This window comes from Microbacterium sp. CnD16-F, assembly GCF_024124465.1.
GTDB classification, from domain to species: domain Bacteria; phylum Actinomycetota; class Actinomycetes; order Actinomycetales; family Microbacteriaceae; genus Microbacterium; species Microbacterium gawkjiense.
Window position 1 is genome coordinate 16642 of the sequence record NZ_JAMXSA010000029.1, and the last position, 16231, is coordinate 32872.

At 71.2% G+C, this 16231-nt stretch carries 15 protein-coding genes; 14 read left to right on the top strand and 1 reads right to left on the bottom strand.

The annotated features are described in order from the left end of the window. Window positions 1-4: 4 nt before the first annotated feature. A complete protein-coding gene (locus tag NH287_RS09275) occupies window positions 5-397 on the top strand; it encodes a hypothetical protein (protein WP_253035384.1) in 393 nt (130 codons plus the stop codon). A 6-nt stretch (window positions 398-403) separates the two neighbouring features. Here NH287_RS09275 and NH287_RS09280 read toward each other — a convergent pair whose 3' ends face one another. After that, complete coding sequence (locus NH287_RS09280; RefSeq protein ID WP_253035385.1) at window positions 404-1528, bottom strand: AAA family ATPase; 1125 nt, start codon at window positions 1526-1528, stop codon at window positions 404-406. A gap of 57 nt (window positions 1529-1585) precedes the next feature. On the opposite strand from NH287_RS09280, the gene NH287_RS09285 reads away from it, so the two are divergent. From NH287_RS09285 to tyrS, 13 genes are all read left to right on the top strand, one after another. Then, entirely contained in the window at window positions 1586-2356 is a 771-nt protein-coding gene (locus NH287_RS09285) for an ABC transporter ATP-binding protein (protein ID WP_253035386.1), read from the top strand. Next, window positions 2338-3918: a hypothetical protein gene (locus NH287_RS09290; RefSeq protein ID WP_253035387.1), complete on the top strand. Its 1581-nt coding sequence runs from the start codon at window positions 2338-2340 to the stop codon at window positions 3916-3918. Before NH287_RS09285 ends, NH287_RS09290 begins: the two co-directional genes overlap by 19 nt. 48 nt (window positions 3919-3966) lie before the next feature. Then, on the top strand, window positions 3967-4959 hold the full coding sequence (locus tag NH287_RS09295; RefSeq protein ID WP_253035388.1) for an NAD-dependent epimerase/dehydratase family protein: 993 nt from the start codon (window positions 3967-3969) through the stop codon (window positions 4957-4959). A 208-nt stretch (window positions 4960-5167) separates the two neighbouring features. Next, window positions 5168-6214, top strand: a complete 1047-nt coding sequence (gene argC / locus NH287_RS09300; RefSeq protein WP_217531351.1) for an N-acetyl-gamma-glutamyl-phosphate reductase — start codon at window positions 5168-5170, stop codon at window positions 6212-6214. After that, entirely contained in the window at window positions 6211-7368 is a 1158-nt protein-coding gene (gene argJ / locus NH287_RS09305; protein WP_217531350.1) for a bifunctional glutamate N-acetyltransferase/amino-acid acetyltransferase ArgJ, read from the top strand. The genes argC and argJ overlap by 4 nt, the downstream gene beginning before the upstream one ends. Beyond that, entirely contained in the window at window positions 7365-8264 is a 900-nt protein-coding gene (gene argB, locus NH287_RS09310; RefSeq protein ID WP_253035389.1) for an acetylglutamate kinase, read from the top strand. Before argJ ends, argB begins: the two co-directional genes overlap by 4 nt. Continuing rightward, the gene (locus NH287_RS09315; protein WP_253035390.1) at window positions 8261-9520 is read left to right on the top strand and encodes an acetylornithine transaminase; all 1260 of its coding nucleotides are present in this window, start codon (window positions 8261-8263) and stop codon (window positions 9518-9520) included. Before argB ends, NH287_RS09315 begins: the two co-directional genes overlap by 4 nt. After that, on the top strand, window positions 9517-10440 hold the full coding sequence (argF, locus tag NH287_RS09320) for an ornithine carbamoyltransferase (RefSeq protein ID WP_253035391.1): 924 nt from the start codon (window positions 9517-9519) through the stop codon (window positions 10438-10440). The genes NH287_RS09315 and argF overlap by 4 nt, the downstream gene beginning before the upstream one ends. Continuing rightward, window positions 10419-11546 carry a heparan-alpha-glucosaminide N-acetyltransferase domain-containing protein gene (locus tag NH287_RS09325; protein ID WP_253035392.1) on the top strand — a complete coding sequence of 376 codons (1128 nt, stop codon included), beginning with the start codon at window positions 10419-10421 and terminating at the stop codon, window positions 11544-11546. Before argF ends, NH287_RS09325 begins: the two co-directional genes overlap by 22 nt. Beyond that, window positions 11543-12973: an argininosuccinate lyase gene (gene argH, locus NH287_RS09330; protein ID WP_253035393.1), complete on the top strand. Its 1431-nt coding sequence runs from the start codon at window positions 11543-11545 to the stop codon at window positions 12971-12973. Before NH287_RS09325 ends, argH begins: the two co-directional genes overlap by 4 nt. A gap of 88 nt (window positions 12974-13061) precedes the next feature. Next, the gene (locus NH287_RS09335; protein WP_253035394.1) at window positions 13062-13703 is read left to right on the top strand and encodes a SatD family protein; all 642 of its coding nucleotides are present in this window, start codon (window positions 13062-13064) and stop codon (window positions 13701-13703) included. After that, complete coding sequence (locus NH287_RS09340; RefSeq protein WP_253035395.1) at window positions 13700-14395, top strand: hypothetical protein; 696 nt, start codon at window positions 13700-13702, stop codon at window positions 14393-14395. Before NH287_RS09335 ends, NH287_RS09340 begins: the two co-directional genes overlap by 4 nt. A gap of 50 nt (window positions 14396-14445) precedes the next feature. Beyond that, complete coding sequence (gene tyrS, locus NH287_RS09345; RefSeq protein ID WP_253035396.1) at window positions 14446-15759, top strand: tyrosine--tRNA ligase; 1314 nt, start codon at window positions 14446-14448, stop codon at window positions 15757-15759. Window positions 15760-16231: the final 472 nt, after the last annotated feature.

The following is a 16231-nucleotide window of genomic DNA, read 5'->3' on the forward strand; positions in this document are numbered from 1 at the left end:
GGTCATGACATCCACGACTGCCGGTGCCCGACCGTCCGAGGGCGGCGCGCCGCTGCGCATGCCGCGCGGAGCGGTCCTCATCCGCGCCCTGGCGATCGTCAATCTCCTCACGATCGTGATGAGCGTGGTCGTGTTCGCGACGGGGTGGCAGTACGGGACATGGCTGTTCCCGCAGGCAGCCGTCTTCTTCCCCAGCGCCTGGGCCGAGATCGTCCCGCGCGGAGCGGTCTGGCTCGTGTTCGCCGGCATCGCGGCGATCGCCGCAGGTGTACGTGCGCTGCGTGCGCCCGCGGGGCATCGGGGCTACGCGGTTTTCCGCTCGCTCACGATCTTCGGCGCGGTGGTCGCCGTCGTGATGGCTGCTCTCGTCGTCGCGGCCTCGTTCATCACGCTCTGACCCGCGTCAGCGCGTGCCCCAGTTCCACGGCGGACCCCCGAGTCGCCCCTGACCGCTCACGAGCGTGCCGTCGAGGTGCCGTTCGAGCGGGATCCGGTGGGCGTCGGGGAGGGCGTCGATGAGCCCCGCGGCGTGCGACACCAGAAGCACCTGCGTCTGTGCGGCCGCCGCTCGTACGAGGTTCGCCAGCGGCGCGAGCAGGCTCACGTGCAGGCTCGATTCGGGCTCGTTGAGGATCGTGAGCGGCGCCGGCCGGGCGGGAAGCAGCGCCGCGCAGAGCAGCAGGTAGCGCAGCGTGCCGTCCGAGAGCTCCGCGGCATCCAGCGGCCGGAGCAGGCCCGGCTGCGTCAGGGTGAGTCGCAGGAGGCCGTCGGATGCCGCGATGCGCACCCGACTGCCCGGGAACGCCTCGTCCACCGCCCGATCGAGCAGGCCGCCGAACCCCGCGTCGACCACGGTCGCCCACACGGAGGCGAGGTTCGATCCGTCGTGCGCGAGCACGGGGGATCTCGTGCCGACCTGCGGGCGCCGCGCGGGGGCGTCCGCATCGACGCGGAAGTGGTCGTAGAACCGCCAGCCGTTCATGATGCGTCGCAGACCGAGCAGCTCGGGTGCGGTGTCGCCGTCGGCGAGGTCGGTGATGATGCTCTCGAAGGGGGCGAGCTTCTGGTCGAGCGAGACCCACCCGCCGTCACGGACGCGCGTCTGGGCGCGCAGTCGGTCGATGAGGAGCGTCGACGGTTTGGCGAGCGGGCCGGCGAAGATCTGCTCACGCTTGATCTCGGGGTCGCGCGCGAACACGCTGTCCTGCGACGCCTGCGGGATGCCCAGATCGACGAGGTAGCCGAGCTCGTCGGACGCGAACCCGAGTCGCACCGCGATCGGGTTACGGCGCACCGTCCCCTGATCGCCGCCGTTCTCCGGGCCCGCCCAGAGCAGCGAGGACAGACCGCCCTCGCGGGCGACGGCGCCGATGAGGTCGCCGGTCGCGGCCGAGGCGAGCAGCCGCAGGGCGCGGTAGAGGTTCGACTTGCCCGAGCCGTTCGGGCCGGTCACGACGGTGAGCTCCTGCAGGGGGATCACGACGTCGCGGAGCGACCGGTAACCCGAGACGGCGAGCGTGCGCAGCATCCCTCCACTGTGCCAGTCGGCCCCGACACGCGTGGTCGGGGCGGTTAGGCTCGGCCCGTGACCGACTCTCCGACCGTCCCCGCCCTGCAGCTGACCGGACTGGTGAAGCAGTTCGGCTCCGTCACCGCCGTCGCCGGCATCGACCTCACGGTCCCCGCCGGATCGTTCTACGGGCTCGTCGGCCCGAACGGCGCCGGCAAGACGACGACCCTGTCGATGGCCACCGGGCTGCTCAAGCCCGACGCCGGGAGTGCCCACGTGCACGGCGTCGACGTGTGGGGCGACTCCGTGACGGCCAAGCGCATGATCGGCAACCTCGCCGACGGCATCCGGCTGTTCGACCGCCTGACGGGGGAGCAGCTCGTCACCTACACGGGCATGATGTTCGGCCTTCCCCGCGAGGAGATCGGCCAGCGGGTGTCGGACCTCCTCGACCTCATGGACCTGCGCGCCGCAGCCGGGTCGATCGTCGCGGACTACTCGGCCGGCATGACCAAGAAGATCGCGCTCGCCTGCGCCCTCATCCACGCGCCGCGTCTGCTGGTCCTCGACGAGCCGTTCGAATCGGTCGATCCCGTCTCGGCGGCGAACATCGAGGACGTCCTGCGCGGGTACACCGCCTCGGGCGGATCCGTCATCGTCTCCAGCCACTCGATGGACCTCGTCCAGCGCATGTGCGACCACGTCGCCGTCATCGCCGCCGGTCGGGTGCTCGCCGCGGGGACCGTCGACGAGGTCCGCGCCGGCGACAGCCTGCAGAACCGGTTCGTCTCGCTCGTCGGCGGACGCCACCAGTCGGAGGGACCGCAGTGGTTGCGACAGTCCTGAAGCTGCGGTACCGCGCCCTCGCGAACACGCTGGCCCGTCGGCCGTGGCAGCTCGTGGGCTTCATCTTCGGCGCGCTCTGGGCCATCGGCGCGCTCGTTTCGATCGTGGCCGGGATGGTGGCGCTCGCCGTGTTCCAACCGCTCGAGACCGCCACCGTCGTGGCGGTGCTCGGGGGGAGTGCGCTGCTGCTGGGATGGGTGCTCGGTCCGATCCTCCTCACCGGCATGGACACGTCCATCGACGCGCGCGGCCTCGCCGTCTTCCCGTTCACGCGGACCCAGACGATGCTCGCACTCGGCGGCACCGGGCTGACCGGTCTCCCCGGCATCGCGACGACCCTCGCGGCGCTGAGCACGGTCATCCTGTGGGTGAGGTGGCCGCTGGCGGCGGTCGTCTCGATCCCCGCGGCCGTGCTCGCGGTGATCACCTGCGTCCTCGCCTCCCGTCTCGTCGGCGAACTCTCCGGCGGACTGGGCGGCAACCGCCGCGGCCGCGAACTCATCGGCACGGTCGTGCTGATCCTGCTCGTCCTGTCGGGGCCGATCCTCATCGGCGTTCTCACCCTGCTCGACGCGGGCGGCGACCTGGTGACGCGGCTCACGTCCGCGGCCGCGGTCCTGCCGTGGACCCCGATCGGCGCCGCATGGGGTGTCGCTCCCGCGCTCGCCGCGGGCGACGTCCTGTCGGCGGTGGCGCGCCTCGGCATCGCGGTCGCCACCGTCGGCGTGCTGTGGGTGGTGTGGTCGCGGGTCATCGACGCGGGGACGGATGCCGCGCCGCGCCGCGCCCGCAAGGTGGCGGCTGCCGGCCGCCTCGGCCTCTTCGGGCTCCTGCCGACCGGCGGCGTCGGTGCGACCTGGGCGCGGTCGCTGAACGGCTGGCTGCGCGACCCGCGTTACCTCCGTCAGCTCCTGGTCGTACCCCTCCTGCCGATCGTGTTCCTCGTCACCGGCGGGACCGACGGGTTCTTCTTCGGCTTCTCGCCCGTCTTCGCGGCGCTGATGCTCTCCATCGCCGGGTACACCGACGTCTCCTACGACGGCACGGCGTACGCGACCGTCCTCGCCACGGGTGTGCGCGGCGTGGCCGACCGGGCCGGCCGCACCCTGGGTGCGGCGTGCGTCGGACTGCCGCTCATCGTGCTGCTCGCGACCGTGACCGCGGTCCTCTCGGGCAACCTGGCGACACTCCCGATCACGCTGGGCGCCTCCGTGGGCATCGTCCTCGTCGGTTACGGGGTCTCCGCCGTCTCGTCGGCGCTGATCATCAGCCCTGTGGCGGCTCCGGGCGACAGCCCGTTCAAGAGCGTGCCGGGCCAGACCTTCGTCAACGGACTGCTCGCCTTCGTCGTGTGGGGTGTCGTCATCGCGCTGTCGACGCCGACGATCGCGGTCGCCGCCTTCGCCTCGACCACCGAGGACGGGTTCTGGACCTGGGTCGCGCTCGCGGTGGGCGTCGTCGAGGGAGTCGTGATCGCCGTCCTCGGCATCGTCGTGGGGGGTCGCCTCCTCGACCGGACCGGACCCGACCTGCTGGCGAAGATCCGGGCGCTCCCGAGCTGATCGCAGCCCGGGGTGTCGCCCGGCGGCCCACGCTGGTTCGATGGGGGCATGACCCGCATCCTCATCCTCAGCGGCACCGGCTGGCTCGGATCCCGCATCGCCCAGCGGTGGGTCGACCGCGGCGCCGAGGTGACCTGCCTCGCGCGCGGCCACCGTGCCGCGCCGGCGGGCGCCCGTCTCGTGGTCGCCGACCGCGCGGCGCCCGATGCCTATCGCGAGGTCGCGGACCGGGACTGGGACGACGTCGTCGATGTCTCCTCGGTCCCGTCGTACGTGCGGGCCGCTGCGGACGCCCTCGGCGGTCGCGCAGCGCACGCCACCTACGTGTCGAGCGTCTCGGTGTACGCCGGAGCGGAGGAGGAGGGTGCGGACGAGACCGCCGAGATCGTCCCCGCGTGGCAGGACGGCGACGAGGAGGACTACGCCCGCGCGAAGGTCGCCGCCGAGCACGCCGCGGACGGTCTCGCCGCACGGCTCGCGATCGTCCGACCCGGACTCATCGTCGGTCCCGGCGACCCGACCGACCGATTCGGTTACTGGCCGGCGCGGTTCGCCGCGGCGGCCGACGGGCCGGTCCTCGTGCCGCAGACGGAGGGCCGGGTGCAGGTGATCGACGTCGACGACCTGGCGGACTTCATCGTGACAGCGGGCGCCCGCGCGTTCGAGGGGGTCGTGAACGCGGTGGGCGAGCCGCATCCCTTCGCCGAGCTCGTCGCCCTCGTGCAGCGGCTCTCGGGGCACACGGGTCAGGTGCAGGTCGCTCCGGGCGACTGGCTCGAACGCCACGGCGTGAGCCACTGGATGGGTCCGCGGTCCCTTCCGCTGTGGCTGCCCGACGACATGCCCGGCTTCGCGACGCGCAGCAACGCGGCCTATCGCGCGGCGGGCGGCCGCATCCGTCCCCTGGTCGAGACGACCGCGCGGGTCCTCGACGACGAGCGCGCCCGCGGTGTCTCGCGCTCGCGCGGGTCGGGGCTCGAGCGAGCCGCGGAGCTCGACCTCCTGCGCATCCTGACGGAGGGTCCCGCGACGGCGTCGTGACCGTCGATTTGCGGGACCGGATGCCGCGACGATACCGTCGCGGTGTGTCCTCCGCCGCGATCCTCCCCGCCTCCGCGGGCTCGCGCGCGCGTCGACGTCTGGGCGACCGCCGACGCTAGGCGACCCTCCCGCTGTGCTCCGCGTCTCGGAGTGAGCCGCAGGTGTCGCCGTTCCGGCCCCGTTCCTCCCAGACAATAAGGTTGAATCCATGACCATCTCGGTCGCCGTCTCCGGCGCTTCCGGCTATGCGGGCGGCGAGATCCTCCGCCTCCTCGCCGCTCACCCCGAGGTCGAGATCCGCACCGTCACGGCGCACTCCAACGCCGGGCAGCCGCTCATCGACCATCAGCCGCACCTGCGCTCGCTCGCGCACCTCACCCTGCAGGACACGACGACCGAGGTCCTCGCCGGCCATGACGTCGTCTTCCTCGCCCTGCCGCACGGTCAGTCCGCGCAGTACACCGAGACGCTGGCGGACGTCCCCCTCGTCATCGACGCGGGTGCCGACCACCGACTGACCGACCAGGCCGCGTGGGACCAGTTCTACGGCGGCGACTTCCCCGAGCCGTGGGCGTACGGCGTGCCCGAGCTCCTCGTCGACGGGGGGAAGCAGCGCGACGTGCTGGCGGGTGCGCGGCGGATCGCCGCGCCGGGGTGCAACGCGTCCACCGTGTCGCTCAGTCTCGCGCCCGGTGTGGCCGCCGGCGTCATCGACCCGGGCGACATCGTGTCGGTCCTCGCGGTCGGCCCGTCCGGAGCGGGCAAGAGCCTCAAGACGAACCTCCTCGCCTCCGAGATCCTCGGCAGCGCGAACCCGTATGCCGTGGGCGGCACGCACCGCCACATCCCCGAGATCCGTCAGGCGCTCGCCGCCGCCGCGCCCGCCGCCGACATCCGGATCTCGTTCACCCCCGTTCTCGTCCCCATGGCGCGCGGCATCCTCGCGACCTCGACGGCGCCGATCGTGCCCGGTGTCACCGACGCGCAGATCCGGGAAGCGTGGGAGTCCGCGTACGCCGACGAGACGTTCGTCCAGGTGCTGCCCGAAGGGCGGTTCCCGCGCACGGCGGACGTCCTCGGTGCCAACACGGCGCTCCTGGGCCTCGCTATCGACCGCGCCGCGAACCGCGTCGTCGTGGTCGCCGCGGTCGACAACCTCGTCAAGGGCACCGCGGGTGCCGCCATCCAATCGATGAACATCGCCCTCGGTCTCCCCGAGTCGACGGGTCTGAGCGTGAACGGAGTAGCCCCGTGAGTGTCACGGCAGCGCAGGGATTCGAGGCGGCCGGCGTCGCCGTCGGCCTGAAGTCGACGGGAGCGAACGACGTCGCGATCGTTGTCAACCGCGGTCCGAAGAAGGTCGGTGCGGCCGTCTTCACCACCAACCGCGCCAAGGCGAACCCCATCCTCTGGTCGCAGCAGGTCATCGGGGACGGCCTCGTCGAGGCGATCGTCCTCAACTCCGGCGGAGCGAACTGCTTCACCGGGCCCTTCGGCTTCCAGACCACGCACCAGACCGCCGAGAGGGCCGCCGAGCTCCTGGGCGTCGGCGCCGGCGATGTCCTCGTGTGCTCGACCGGGCTCATCGGCACAGGGGACGAGGTCTTCCGCGCCAAGGTCCTCGACGGCGTCGAGAAGGGGGTCCGCGCCCTCTCCGCCGACGGGGGCGAGGCGGCATCCCTCGCCATCATGACCACCGACTCCCGGCCCAAGCGCGCTGTGGTCGCTCGGGGCGGCTGGACCGTCGGCGGCATGGCCAAGGGCGCCGGCATGCTCGCCCCGGGTCTGGCGACGATGCTCGTCGTCATCACGACCGACGCGGATCTGGATGCCGCGGCCGCCGACACCGCGCTCCGCGAGGCGACGCGGGTCAGCTTCGACCGGCTCGACTCCGACGGCTGCATGTCGACGAACGACCAGGTGACGCTCCTCGCGAGCGGAGCCAGCGGCATCCGACCCGACCCGGCCGACTTCGCCGCCGCTCTCACCGAGCTGTGCCTCGACCTCGCGACGCAGCTGCAGGGCGACGCCGAGGGGGCGAGCCACGACATCACGATCGAGGTCGTCGGCGCCGCGAGCGAGGACGACGCCGTCACGGTGGGCCGCTCGGTCGCCCGCAACAACCTCTTCAAGGCCGCGATCTTCGGCAACGACCCGAACTGGGGTCGCGTGCTCGCGGCGATCGGGACGACGGATGCCGCCTTCGACCCCTATGACGTGGACGTGTCCTTCAACGGGGTCCGCGTGTGCACGGCCGGCGGCCCCGATCGCCCCCGCGAGGAGGTCGACCTGACGCCCCGCGCGACGCACATCCTCATCGACCTGCGCGTCGGGGATGCCGCGGCGACGATCCGCACCAACGACCTGACCCACGACTACGTCCACGAGAACAGCGCCTACTCGTCATGACCGACATCCAGCAGACCACCCCAGAAGAGGCCGCCGGCAAGGCCGCGGTCCTCGTCGAGTCCCTTCCCTGGCTCAAGCGTTTCCGCGAGCAGATCGTCGTCATCAAGTACGGCGGCAACGCGATGGTCAGCGAAGAGCTGCAGACCGCGTTCGCCGAGGACATCGCCTACCTGCACCACGTCGGTGTGAAGGTCGTCGTCGTCCATGGCGGCGGCCCGCAGATCTCGAAGATGCTCGACCGTCTCGACATCCCGAGCGAGTTCAAGGGCGGCTACCGCGTCACGAGCACCGAGGCCATCGGCGTCGTGCGCATGGTCCTGGCGGGACAGATCAACCCGCAGCTCGTCTCGCGGATCAACGCGCACGGCTCGTTCGCGACCGGCATGTCCGGGGAGGACGCCGGGCTCTTCCAGGGGCGGCGCCGGGGTGTCGTCGTCGACGGCGCCGAGCACGACCTCGGGCACGTCGGCGACGTCGTCGCCGTCGACCCTCAGCCGATCCTCGATCAGCTGGCCGCGGGTCGCGTACCGGTCGTCTCCTCGATCGCCCCCGACGTCGACGATCCGGGCAGCTCGCTCAACGTGAACGCGGATGCCGCCGCCGCCGCCCTCGCGGTCGCGCTCGGCGCGGTCAAGCTCGTCATCCTGACCGACGTCGCGGGGCTCTACGCCGACTGGCCCAACCGCGACTCGCTCGTCTCGAACCTGACCGCGACGGAGCTGCGGACGATGCTGCCGCGCCTGGAATCCGGGATGATCCCGAAGATGCAGGCATGCCTCGATGCTGTCGACGGCGGCGTGAACCGCGCCGCGATCATCGACGGACGCCAGCCCCACTCGGTGCTGGTCGAGCTCTTCACACAGCGGGGGATCGGGACCGAGGTGGTGGCGGGATGACCGTGAAGACGACGACGACCTGGAAGGACGATGCCGCGCGCGACCTCGTCCTCAACTCCGGCGAACGCTACGCGATGCTCGTGCGCGGGGAGGGCGCTCACCTGTGGGACGACGAGGGCACGCGCTACCTCGACTTCCTGGGTGGGATCGCCGTGATCTCGCTCGGTCACGCGCACCCGGTCTTCGTGCAGGCGGTCGCCGACCAGGCCGCCACCCTCGGCCACGTCTCCAACTACTTCGCGACGCCGCCGCAGCTCGGGCTCGCCGCCCGCCTCAAGCGGCTGGCGGGCACGGGGGAGTCCGGCCGGGTCTACTTCGGCAACTCCGGCGCCGAGGCCAACGAGGCCGCCTTCAAGCTTGCCCGCCTGCACGGCGGATCCGAGCGCCCCCGCATCCTCGCCCTGAAGAACGCGTTCCACGGGCGCACGATGGGGACCCTCGCCCTCACCGGCAAGCCCGCCATGCAGCAGCCGTTCGAGCCGATGGTCCCGGGTGTGGAGTTCCTCGACTCCACGATCGAGGCGCTCGAGGCGGCGATCGACGACCGCGTCGCCGCCCTGTTCGTCGAGCCCATCAAGGGCGAGGCCGGCGTGCTCGAACTGCCCGAGGGATACCTCGCCGCCGCGCGCGAGATCACCCGGCGCCACGGCGCGCTCCTGATCATCGACGAGATCCAGACCGGCGCCGGTCGCACGGGGGCATGGTTCGCCTTCCAGCACTCCGGGATCACCCCCGATGCGATCACGGTCGCCAAGGGGATCGGCAACGGCATCCCGATCGGCGCGCTCGTCACCTTCGGCGCCGCGAGCGACCTGTTCTACCCAGGCACCCACGGGTCGACCTTCGGCGGCAACCCGCTCGCGACCGCGGTCGCGTCGGCCGTCCTGGACGAGATCGAACGAGCGGGACTCGTCGAGGCGGCCGCCGAACGCGGCCGGCAGATTCGCGACGCGGTCACGGCGATCGGTTCCCCGTTGGTGACCGGATGCCGCGGCCAGGGGCTTCTCATCGGGGTCGCCCTGCGGCATGCCGTCGCCGGAGCCGTCGTCGCCGCGGCGCAGCAGCACGGGCTCATCATCAACGCCGCGAACGACGCGACGATCCGCCTGGCGCCGGCGCTCACGATCGGCGATGTCGAGATCGACGAGTTCCAGACGCTGTTCGCCCGCGCCCTCGCCACCGTCGAGGATGCCCTGATGCTCGACGACACCCCCGGTACCGACGACACTTCTGACACGACGGAGGCCCCCGCATGACCCGCCACCTGCTGCGCGACGACGACCTGACCCCCGCCGAACAGGCCGAGATCCTCGACCTCGCGGTCGAGCTCAAGGGCGACCGCTGGAAGGAGAAGCCGCTCGCGGGTCCGCAGACCGTCGCCGTCATCTTCGACAAGTCCTCCACCCGCACCCGTGTCTCGTTCGCCGTCGGCATCGCCGACCTCGGCGGGTCCCCGCTCATCATCTCGACGGCGAACAGTCAGCTCGGCGGCAAGGAGACCCCGTCCGACACGGCGCGCGTCCTCGAGCGTCAGGTCGCTGCGATCGTGTGGCGCACCTACGCGCAGGCAGGTCTCGAGGAGATGGCGGCGGGCACCCGCGTCCCCGTCGTCAACGCGCTGAGCGACGACTTCCACCCCTGCCAGCTGCTCGCGGACCTCCTCACCATCCGCGAGCACAAGGGCGAGCTGAAGGGTCTGACGCTGACGTTCTTCGGCGACGGTCTCTCCAACATGTCGCACTCGTATGCGCTCGCCGGCGTCACCGCCGGCATGCACGTGCGGATCGCCTCGCCGGAGGCTTACGCGCCCCGGGCGGACGTGGTCGCCGACGCCGACCGGATCGCTGCGGAGACGGGCGGATCGCTCACCCTCTTCACCGACCCGAACGAGGCCGCAGCCGGTGCCGACGTCATCGTCACCGACACGTGGGTCTCGATGGGCAAGGAGGAGGAGAAGATCGCCCGCCTGCGCGATCTCGGCTCCTACAAGGTGACCCAGGAGACCATGACGCTCGCGAAGGACGACGCGATCTTCATCCACTGCCTCCCCGCCGACCGCGGGTACGAAGTGGATGCGGATGTCATCGACGGTCCGCAGAGCGTCGTCTGGGACGAGGCGGAGAACCGCCTGCACGCGCAGAAGGCGCTGCTGGTGTGGCTGCTCCGGCAGCCGTGAGCCGTGCCTGGCGGAGCTGGAACGGCCCCGCCAGGCTCCACGGCGTCGACCTCGCCCGCGCCCTCGCGGTGTTCGGGATGCTCGCCGCCCACCTGCTCACCATCGAGCAGCCGCTGCGGCTCGCCGACCCCGCGACGTGGATCGACGTCGTCAACGGGCGCTCCTCGATCCTGTTCGCCGTGCTGGCGGGCGTCTCGATCGCGCTCATGACCGGGGGACGGATGCCGCGCCGCGCCCCGCGGCTGGGGGTCGACCGCCGTCGTCTCGCGGTCCGGGCCGTCCTGCTGTGGGCGATCGGTCTGCTCCTGACGCAGACCGGCGTCCCGATCTACGTGATCCTGCCGGCCTACGGCATCCTCTTCCTCCTCGCACTGCCCCTGCTGGCGCTTCCGGCGTGGGCGCTGTGGGCGATCGCGGCATCCGTCGCCCTCGTCGTCCCCTGGTTCCTGCCGTTCCTCGACGCCCTGCCGATCTGGGACGGCGAGGCGGGGGAGACGCTCTTCTTCGCCGTCGGGTGGGCCTACCCCTTCCCGCTGTGGATCGCTTTCGTCGCGGCGGGGATGGCGCTGGGGCGCACCGATCTGCGGCGGGCGGGCACCCAGGCGCTGATCCTCGCGGCGGGTGTCGCGCTCACGGCGCTCGGCGCGGTCATCGGGCTCCTCGCGGACATGGCCGGCGGGGCGCCACCGGACTCCTACGCCGCGGCCGTCCTCAGTGCGGAGGCACACAGCGGCGGGATCGTCGAGGTCGTGTCGTCGACGGGGTTCGCGATGGCCGTCCTCGGCGCGTGCCTGCTCGTGTGCCGTACGCCGCTGACCTGGGTGCTGGCACCTCTGCGCGCCGTCGGATCGATGCCCCTGACCGCCTACGTCGGCCAGGTCGTCGCCTGGGCTCTCATCGCCCTCGCGGTGCTCGGCGACACGACAGACCTGCGGGCGTTCCGCGATCTGCATCCGCTCGGGTGGTTCTACCTGGGAGCGATCGTCCTGTGCAGCCTGTGGGCGATCCTCGTCGGCCGCGGACCGCTCGAGAGTGCGCTCGCGGCGGTGTCGCGGCGAGCGGTGCCGACGGACGGCGGGGAGCCCGCCGATAGGGTGGAGTCGTGAGCGAGAGCAAGAACGAAGCAACGAATCAGGGTGCGTTGTGGGGCGGGCGTTTCGCCTCGGGGCCCTCGCCGGAGCTCGCTGCGCTGAGCCGCTCGACGCACTTCGACTGGGCCCTCGCGCTCTACGACCTGCGCGGTTCGCACGCGCACGCGCGCGCCCTGGGACGTGCCGGTTACCTCACCGCCGACGAGGAAGCCCGGATGCACGCGGGCCTCGATGCGCTCGGCGAGGCGGTGCGGTCGGGCGAGCTCGTCGCGACCGAGTCGGACGAGGACGTGCACGGTGCCCTCGAGGCGGCGCTGATCCGCGAGGTGGGCCCCGAACTGGGCGGCAAGCTGCGGGCCGGACGCAGCCGTAACGACCAGATCGCCACGCTCGTGCGGCTGTTCCTCCTCGATCACTCGCGCGTGATCGCGCGTGATCTCGTGCGTGTCATCGACGCCATCGTCGCGCAGGCCGAGGCGCACCCCCAGGCGATCATGCCCGGTCGCACGCACCTGCAGCACGCGCAGCCCGTCCTGCTCGCCCACCATCTCCAGGCGCACGCCTGGCCCCTCGTCCGCGACCTCGAGCGGCTCCGCGACTGGTCGGTCCGCGCGTCGGTCTCGCCCTACGGCGGGGGAGCGCTCGCCGGTGCCACGTTCGGCCTGGACGCGCAGCTCGTCGCCGACGAGCTGGGTCTCGCCCGGCCCGCCGAGAACTCGATGGACGGCACGGCCGCCCGCGACGTGGTCGCCGAGTTCGCCTTCATCACGGCGATGATCGGTGTGGACATCTCGCGTTTCGCCGAGGACATCATCATCTGGAACACGCGGGAGTTCTCCTTCGTCCGCTTGGACGACGGCTTCTCGACGGGTTCGAGCATCATGCCGCAGAAGAAGAACCCCGACATCGCCGAACTCGCACGGGGCAAGTCGGGTCGCCTCATCGGCAACCTGGCCGGTCTGCTCGCGACGCTGAAGGCGCTGCCGCTCGCGTACAACCGCGATCTGCAGGAGGACAAGGAGCCGGTCTTCGATTCGGTGGCGACTCTCGAGGTGCTGCTGCCGGCGTTCGCGGGCATGATCGCCACCCTCCGTTTCGACACGGAACGCATGGTGGCCTCGGCGCCCGAGGGGTTCTCCCTCGCCACCGACGTCGCGGACTGGCTGGTCAAGCGCGGTGTGCCCTTCCGGGACGCGCACGAGATCTCGGGTGCGCTGGTGCAGGCGTGCGAGTCGCGCGGGATCGAGTTGGCGGATGCCGACGACGCACTCCTCTCGGACGTGTCGCCGCATCTCGACCCCGAGGTGCGCGAGGTGCTCACGGTCGAGGGATCGGTGGCGAGCAGGGATGGGTCCGGTGGGACGGCTCCGGTGCGGGTCTCGGAGCAGCGCGCTGCGCTCGTCGCGCGCACCCAGGAGCTCGCTCGCGCCCTGAGCGCGTGACTCTGCGACCGTCTCCCTCATTTATCTTCTCGACAAAATAAGCAAAACACTTATTGCTACCTCGGCATAAGCGGCCTAGCCTGTCCCTATGAGCGACGACGCAGCGGTGATCGCCGACATCGTCGGATCACGCAGCCTTCCGGACCGCGCGGCGGCGCAGCGGGCGATCGTGGCGACCGCGGAACGCGTCCACGCGGACCACCCGGTCGCCGGTGCACCCCTCACCGCGACCGTCGGGGACGAGTTCCAAGCCGTCTACCCGGGACTCACGGCGGCGCTGACGTCCCTGCTGCTCGTGCAACTGCACCTCCCCGACGGGGTTCAGCTGAGGTTCGGGGTCGGTGTCGGCGCGGTGAACCCGGTCGACGAGTCGATCACGGACGGACCCGGATGGTGGGCAGCCCGGGCCGCGATCGACGAGGCCCACCGATTGCAGGACCGCGCCGTGCCGCGCGCGCGCACCCGGATCGCCGCCGCGGAGGGGCAGGATGCGGTCATGCTCCACCGCATCGCGTACGCCAACGCCTACCTGCTCGCGCGGGACGATCTCGTCGCGTCGATGAGCGAACGGACGCGACGGCTGACCTACGGACGCTGCCTCGGCCGTACCCAGCGGGAGCTCGCCGAGGCCGAGGGCGTCACCCAGCCCGCGGTCTCGCAGGCGCTCGCCTCGGCGGGGTCCGCGGCGCTCGTCGCGGGTTTCGCCGACCTGAGCCGGGAGCTCTCGTGATCGGCGCGGGGATCGTCCTTCTGGCGGTGGGTGTCGCCGACCTCATCCGCCTGTACGTGCCGTCTCGGGGCCGCGCCGGTGCGTACGCGGTCGCCGCTCTCGCCGTCCTCATCGGTGCCGCCGGTGCGGACGCGGTGGTGTGGGCGTTCGTCGCCGTCGCGGTCGCGGCCGTATGGGTCCTCGCGACGCCCGGCTCCGCCGGGGGCCGGGCGGGTCTCTGGCCGCTCGTCGCGGTCGCCGTCGTCGCGTTCGTCGCGGTCGCGTTCGACGGAGTGCGCCTGGATCAAGGCCCGCTGGGCGAGTCGTGGCCCGCGGATTCCCCCCTCGGCGCCGTCAGCCTGGACGTGGCGCTGTTCGTGCTCGGCGCGGTCGTCTTCCTGAGCGAATCCGGCAACGTGGTCGTCCGCGCCGCGCTCCGCGGGGGAGACGTCGCCGCCGACGCCCCGAACGCGTTGAAGGGCGGCCGCCTCATCGGCCCGCTCGAGCGTGTGCTCGTGTTCGCCTTGACGGTGACCGGCGCGTTCACGCTCCTGGCGGCGGTCCTCGCGGCGAAGGGCATCGTGCGGTTCCCCGAGATCTCCCGTGACAGCGACCTGGGCACGCGCGCCGAGTACTTCCTCATCGGCAGCTTGGTCAGCTGGGTGACGGCGCTCGGTGCCGCCTTCCTCCTCTGGTGGGGGACGTCAGCCTGAGCCGTGCCGGCACGCGGGACCGCCGCACGCCCGCTGATAGCCTGGAAGACGTGTCTGAATCCGCTCCGAGCGCCGAACTGAAGGCCCTCGCGCCCGCCAACGACCCGTCCTTCGCCAACGTGTGGGACGAGATCGTCTGGCGTGGTCTCGTGCACGTGTCCACCGACGAGGCATCGCTCCGCGAGCTCCTCTCGGGGGACCCGATCACGTATTACTGCGGGTTCGACCCGACCGCTCCGAGCCTGCACCTCGGCAACCTTGTCCAGCTCCTGCTCCTGCGACGGCTGCAGCTGGCCGGGCACAAGCCGCTGGGTCTCGTCGGTGGGTCCACCGGGCTCATCGGGGACCCGCGGCCGACGGCGGAGCGCACACTCAACACCCGCGAGACCGTCACCGAGTGGGTCGAGCGTCTGCGCGGTCAGGTGGAGCGATTCCTCAGCTTCGAGGGGGACAACGCCGCCCGGATGGTGAACAACCTCGACTGGACGGCGCCCCTGAGTGCGATCGACTTCCTCCGCGAGATCGGCAAGCACTACCGCGTCGGCACCATGCTGAAGAAGGATGCCGTCGCCGCCCGCCTGAACTCGGATGCGGGCATCAGCTACACCGAGTTCAGCTACCAGATCCTGCAGGGCATGGACTTCCTGGAGCTCCACCGCCAGTACGGCTGCGTCCTCCAGACGGGTGGCAGCGATCAGTGGGGCAACCTGACGAGCGGGACCGACCTCATCCACCGGGTCGAGGGGACGTCCGTTCACGCGATCGGCACCCCGCTCATCACGAACAGCGACGGGACGAAGTTCGGCAAGAGCGAGGGCAACGCCGTCTGGCTGGATGCCGACATGTGCAGCCCGTACCGGATGTACCAGTTCTGGCTCAACACCGACGACGCCGACGTCATCGCGCGACTGAAGGTGTTCACCTTCCTGACGCGTTCCGAGATCGAGGAGTACGAGCGACTCGTCGCCGACGAACCCTTCCGCCGCGCCGCGCAGCGCCGGCTGGCGATGGAGGTCACGACGACCGTCCACGGGGTGAATGCCGCGACCGCGGTCGCCGCGGCGTCGGACGCCCTGTTCGGTCAGGGTGATCTGACGGCGTTGGATGCCCCGACGCTGCGCTCCGCGTTGGAGGAACTCCCGCACATGACCGCGGCCGGCGGCGTGCCGGTCGTCCAGGCACTGCTCGAGACCGGTCTCGTGTCGAGCGCGAGCGAGGCGCGCCGCGCGATCGCCCAGGGTGGGGTGTCGGTCGACGGCGTCAAGGTCGCCGACGAGGAGCACGTCGTCTCCGGTTCGCTGCCCGGTGGCGTGTCGGTGGTGCGGCGGGGCAAGAAGACTCTCGCAGGGGTGTTCGTCTCCTGACCGCTGCGTTCCGAGAGGCCGTCGTCCCCGCCGTGGGGAGGGCGGCCTCTCTGCGTGCGGGGCGGATTCCTGCGCGACACGCCCGGGATGCGAGCGTGATTTGCCCGACCCGGAGGAGCGGCGTAACTTATTACTCGTTCGCCCCACAGGGAAGAGCGAGAGACCGAAAGGCCTCCGGCCCCCTCAAGCGGAGAACGAAAGCCATCCCAAACCTCTCCTAGAGAGAACAAGGCCTTGTGGTCTAGGATGGGGACTCCACCTCGAAGCCCCGTGGTGATGAGCCCGACACGATCTTCTGGTCGTGGCGTGCCGTCCCGTTCGGGAGTCGAGCGAAGAGTCAGTGACGTTGCCTCACTACGAAGCCCTTGCGGGGGTGGTGTGGGAGCATCCGATCCTTGAGAACTCAACAGCGTGCACTTGTCAAATGCCAAATAACCTCGATCTCGGCTTCGGCTGAGGTGAGATTCCTTTG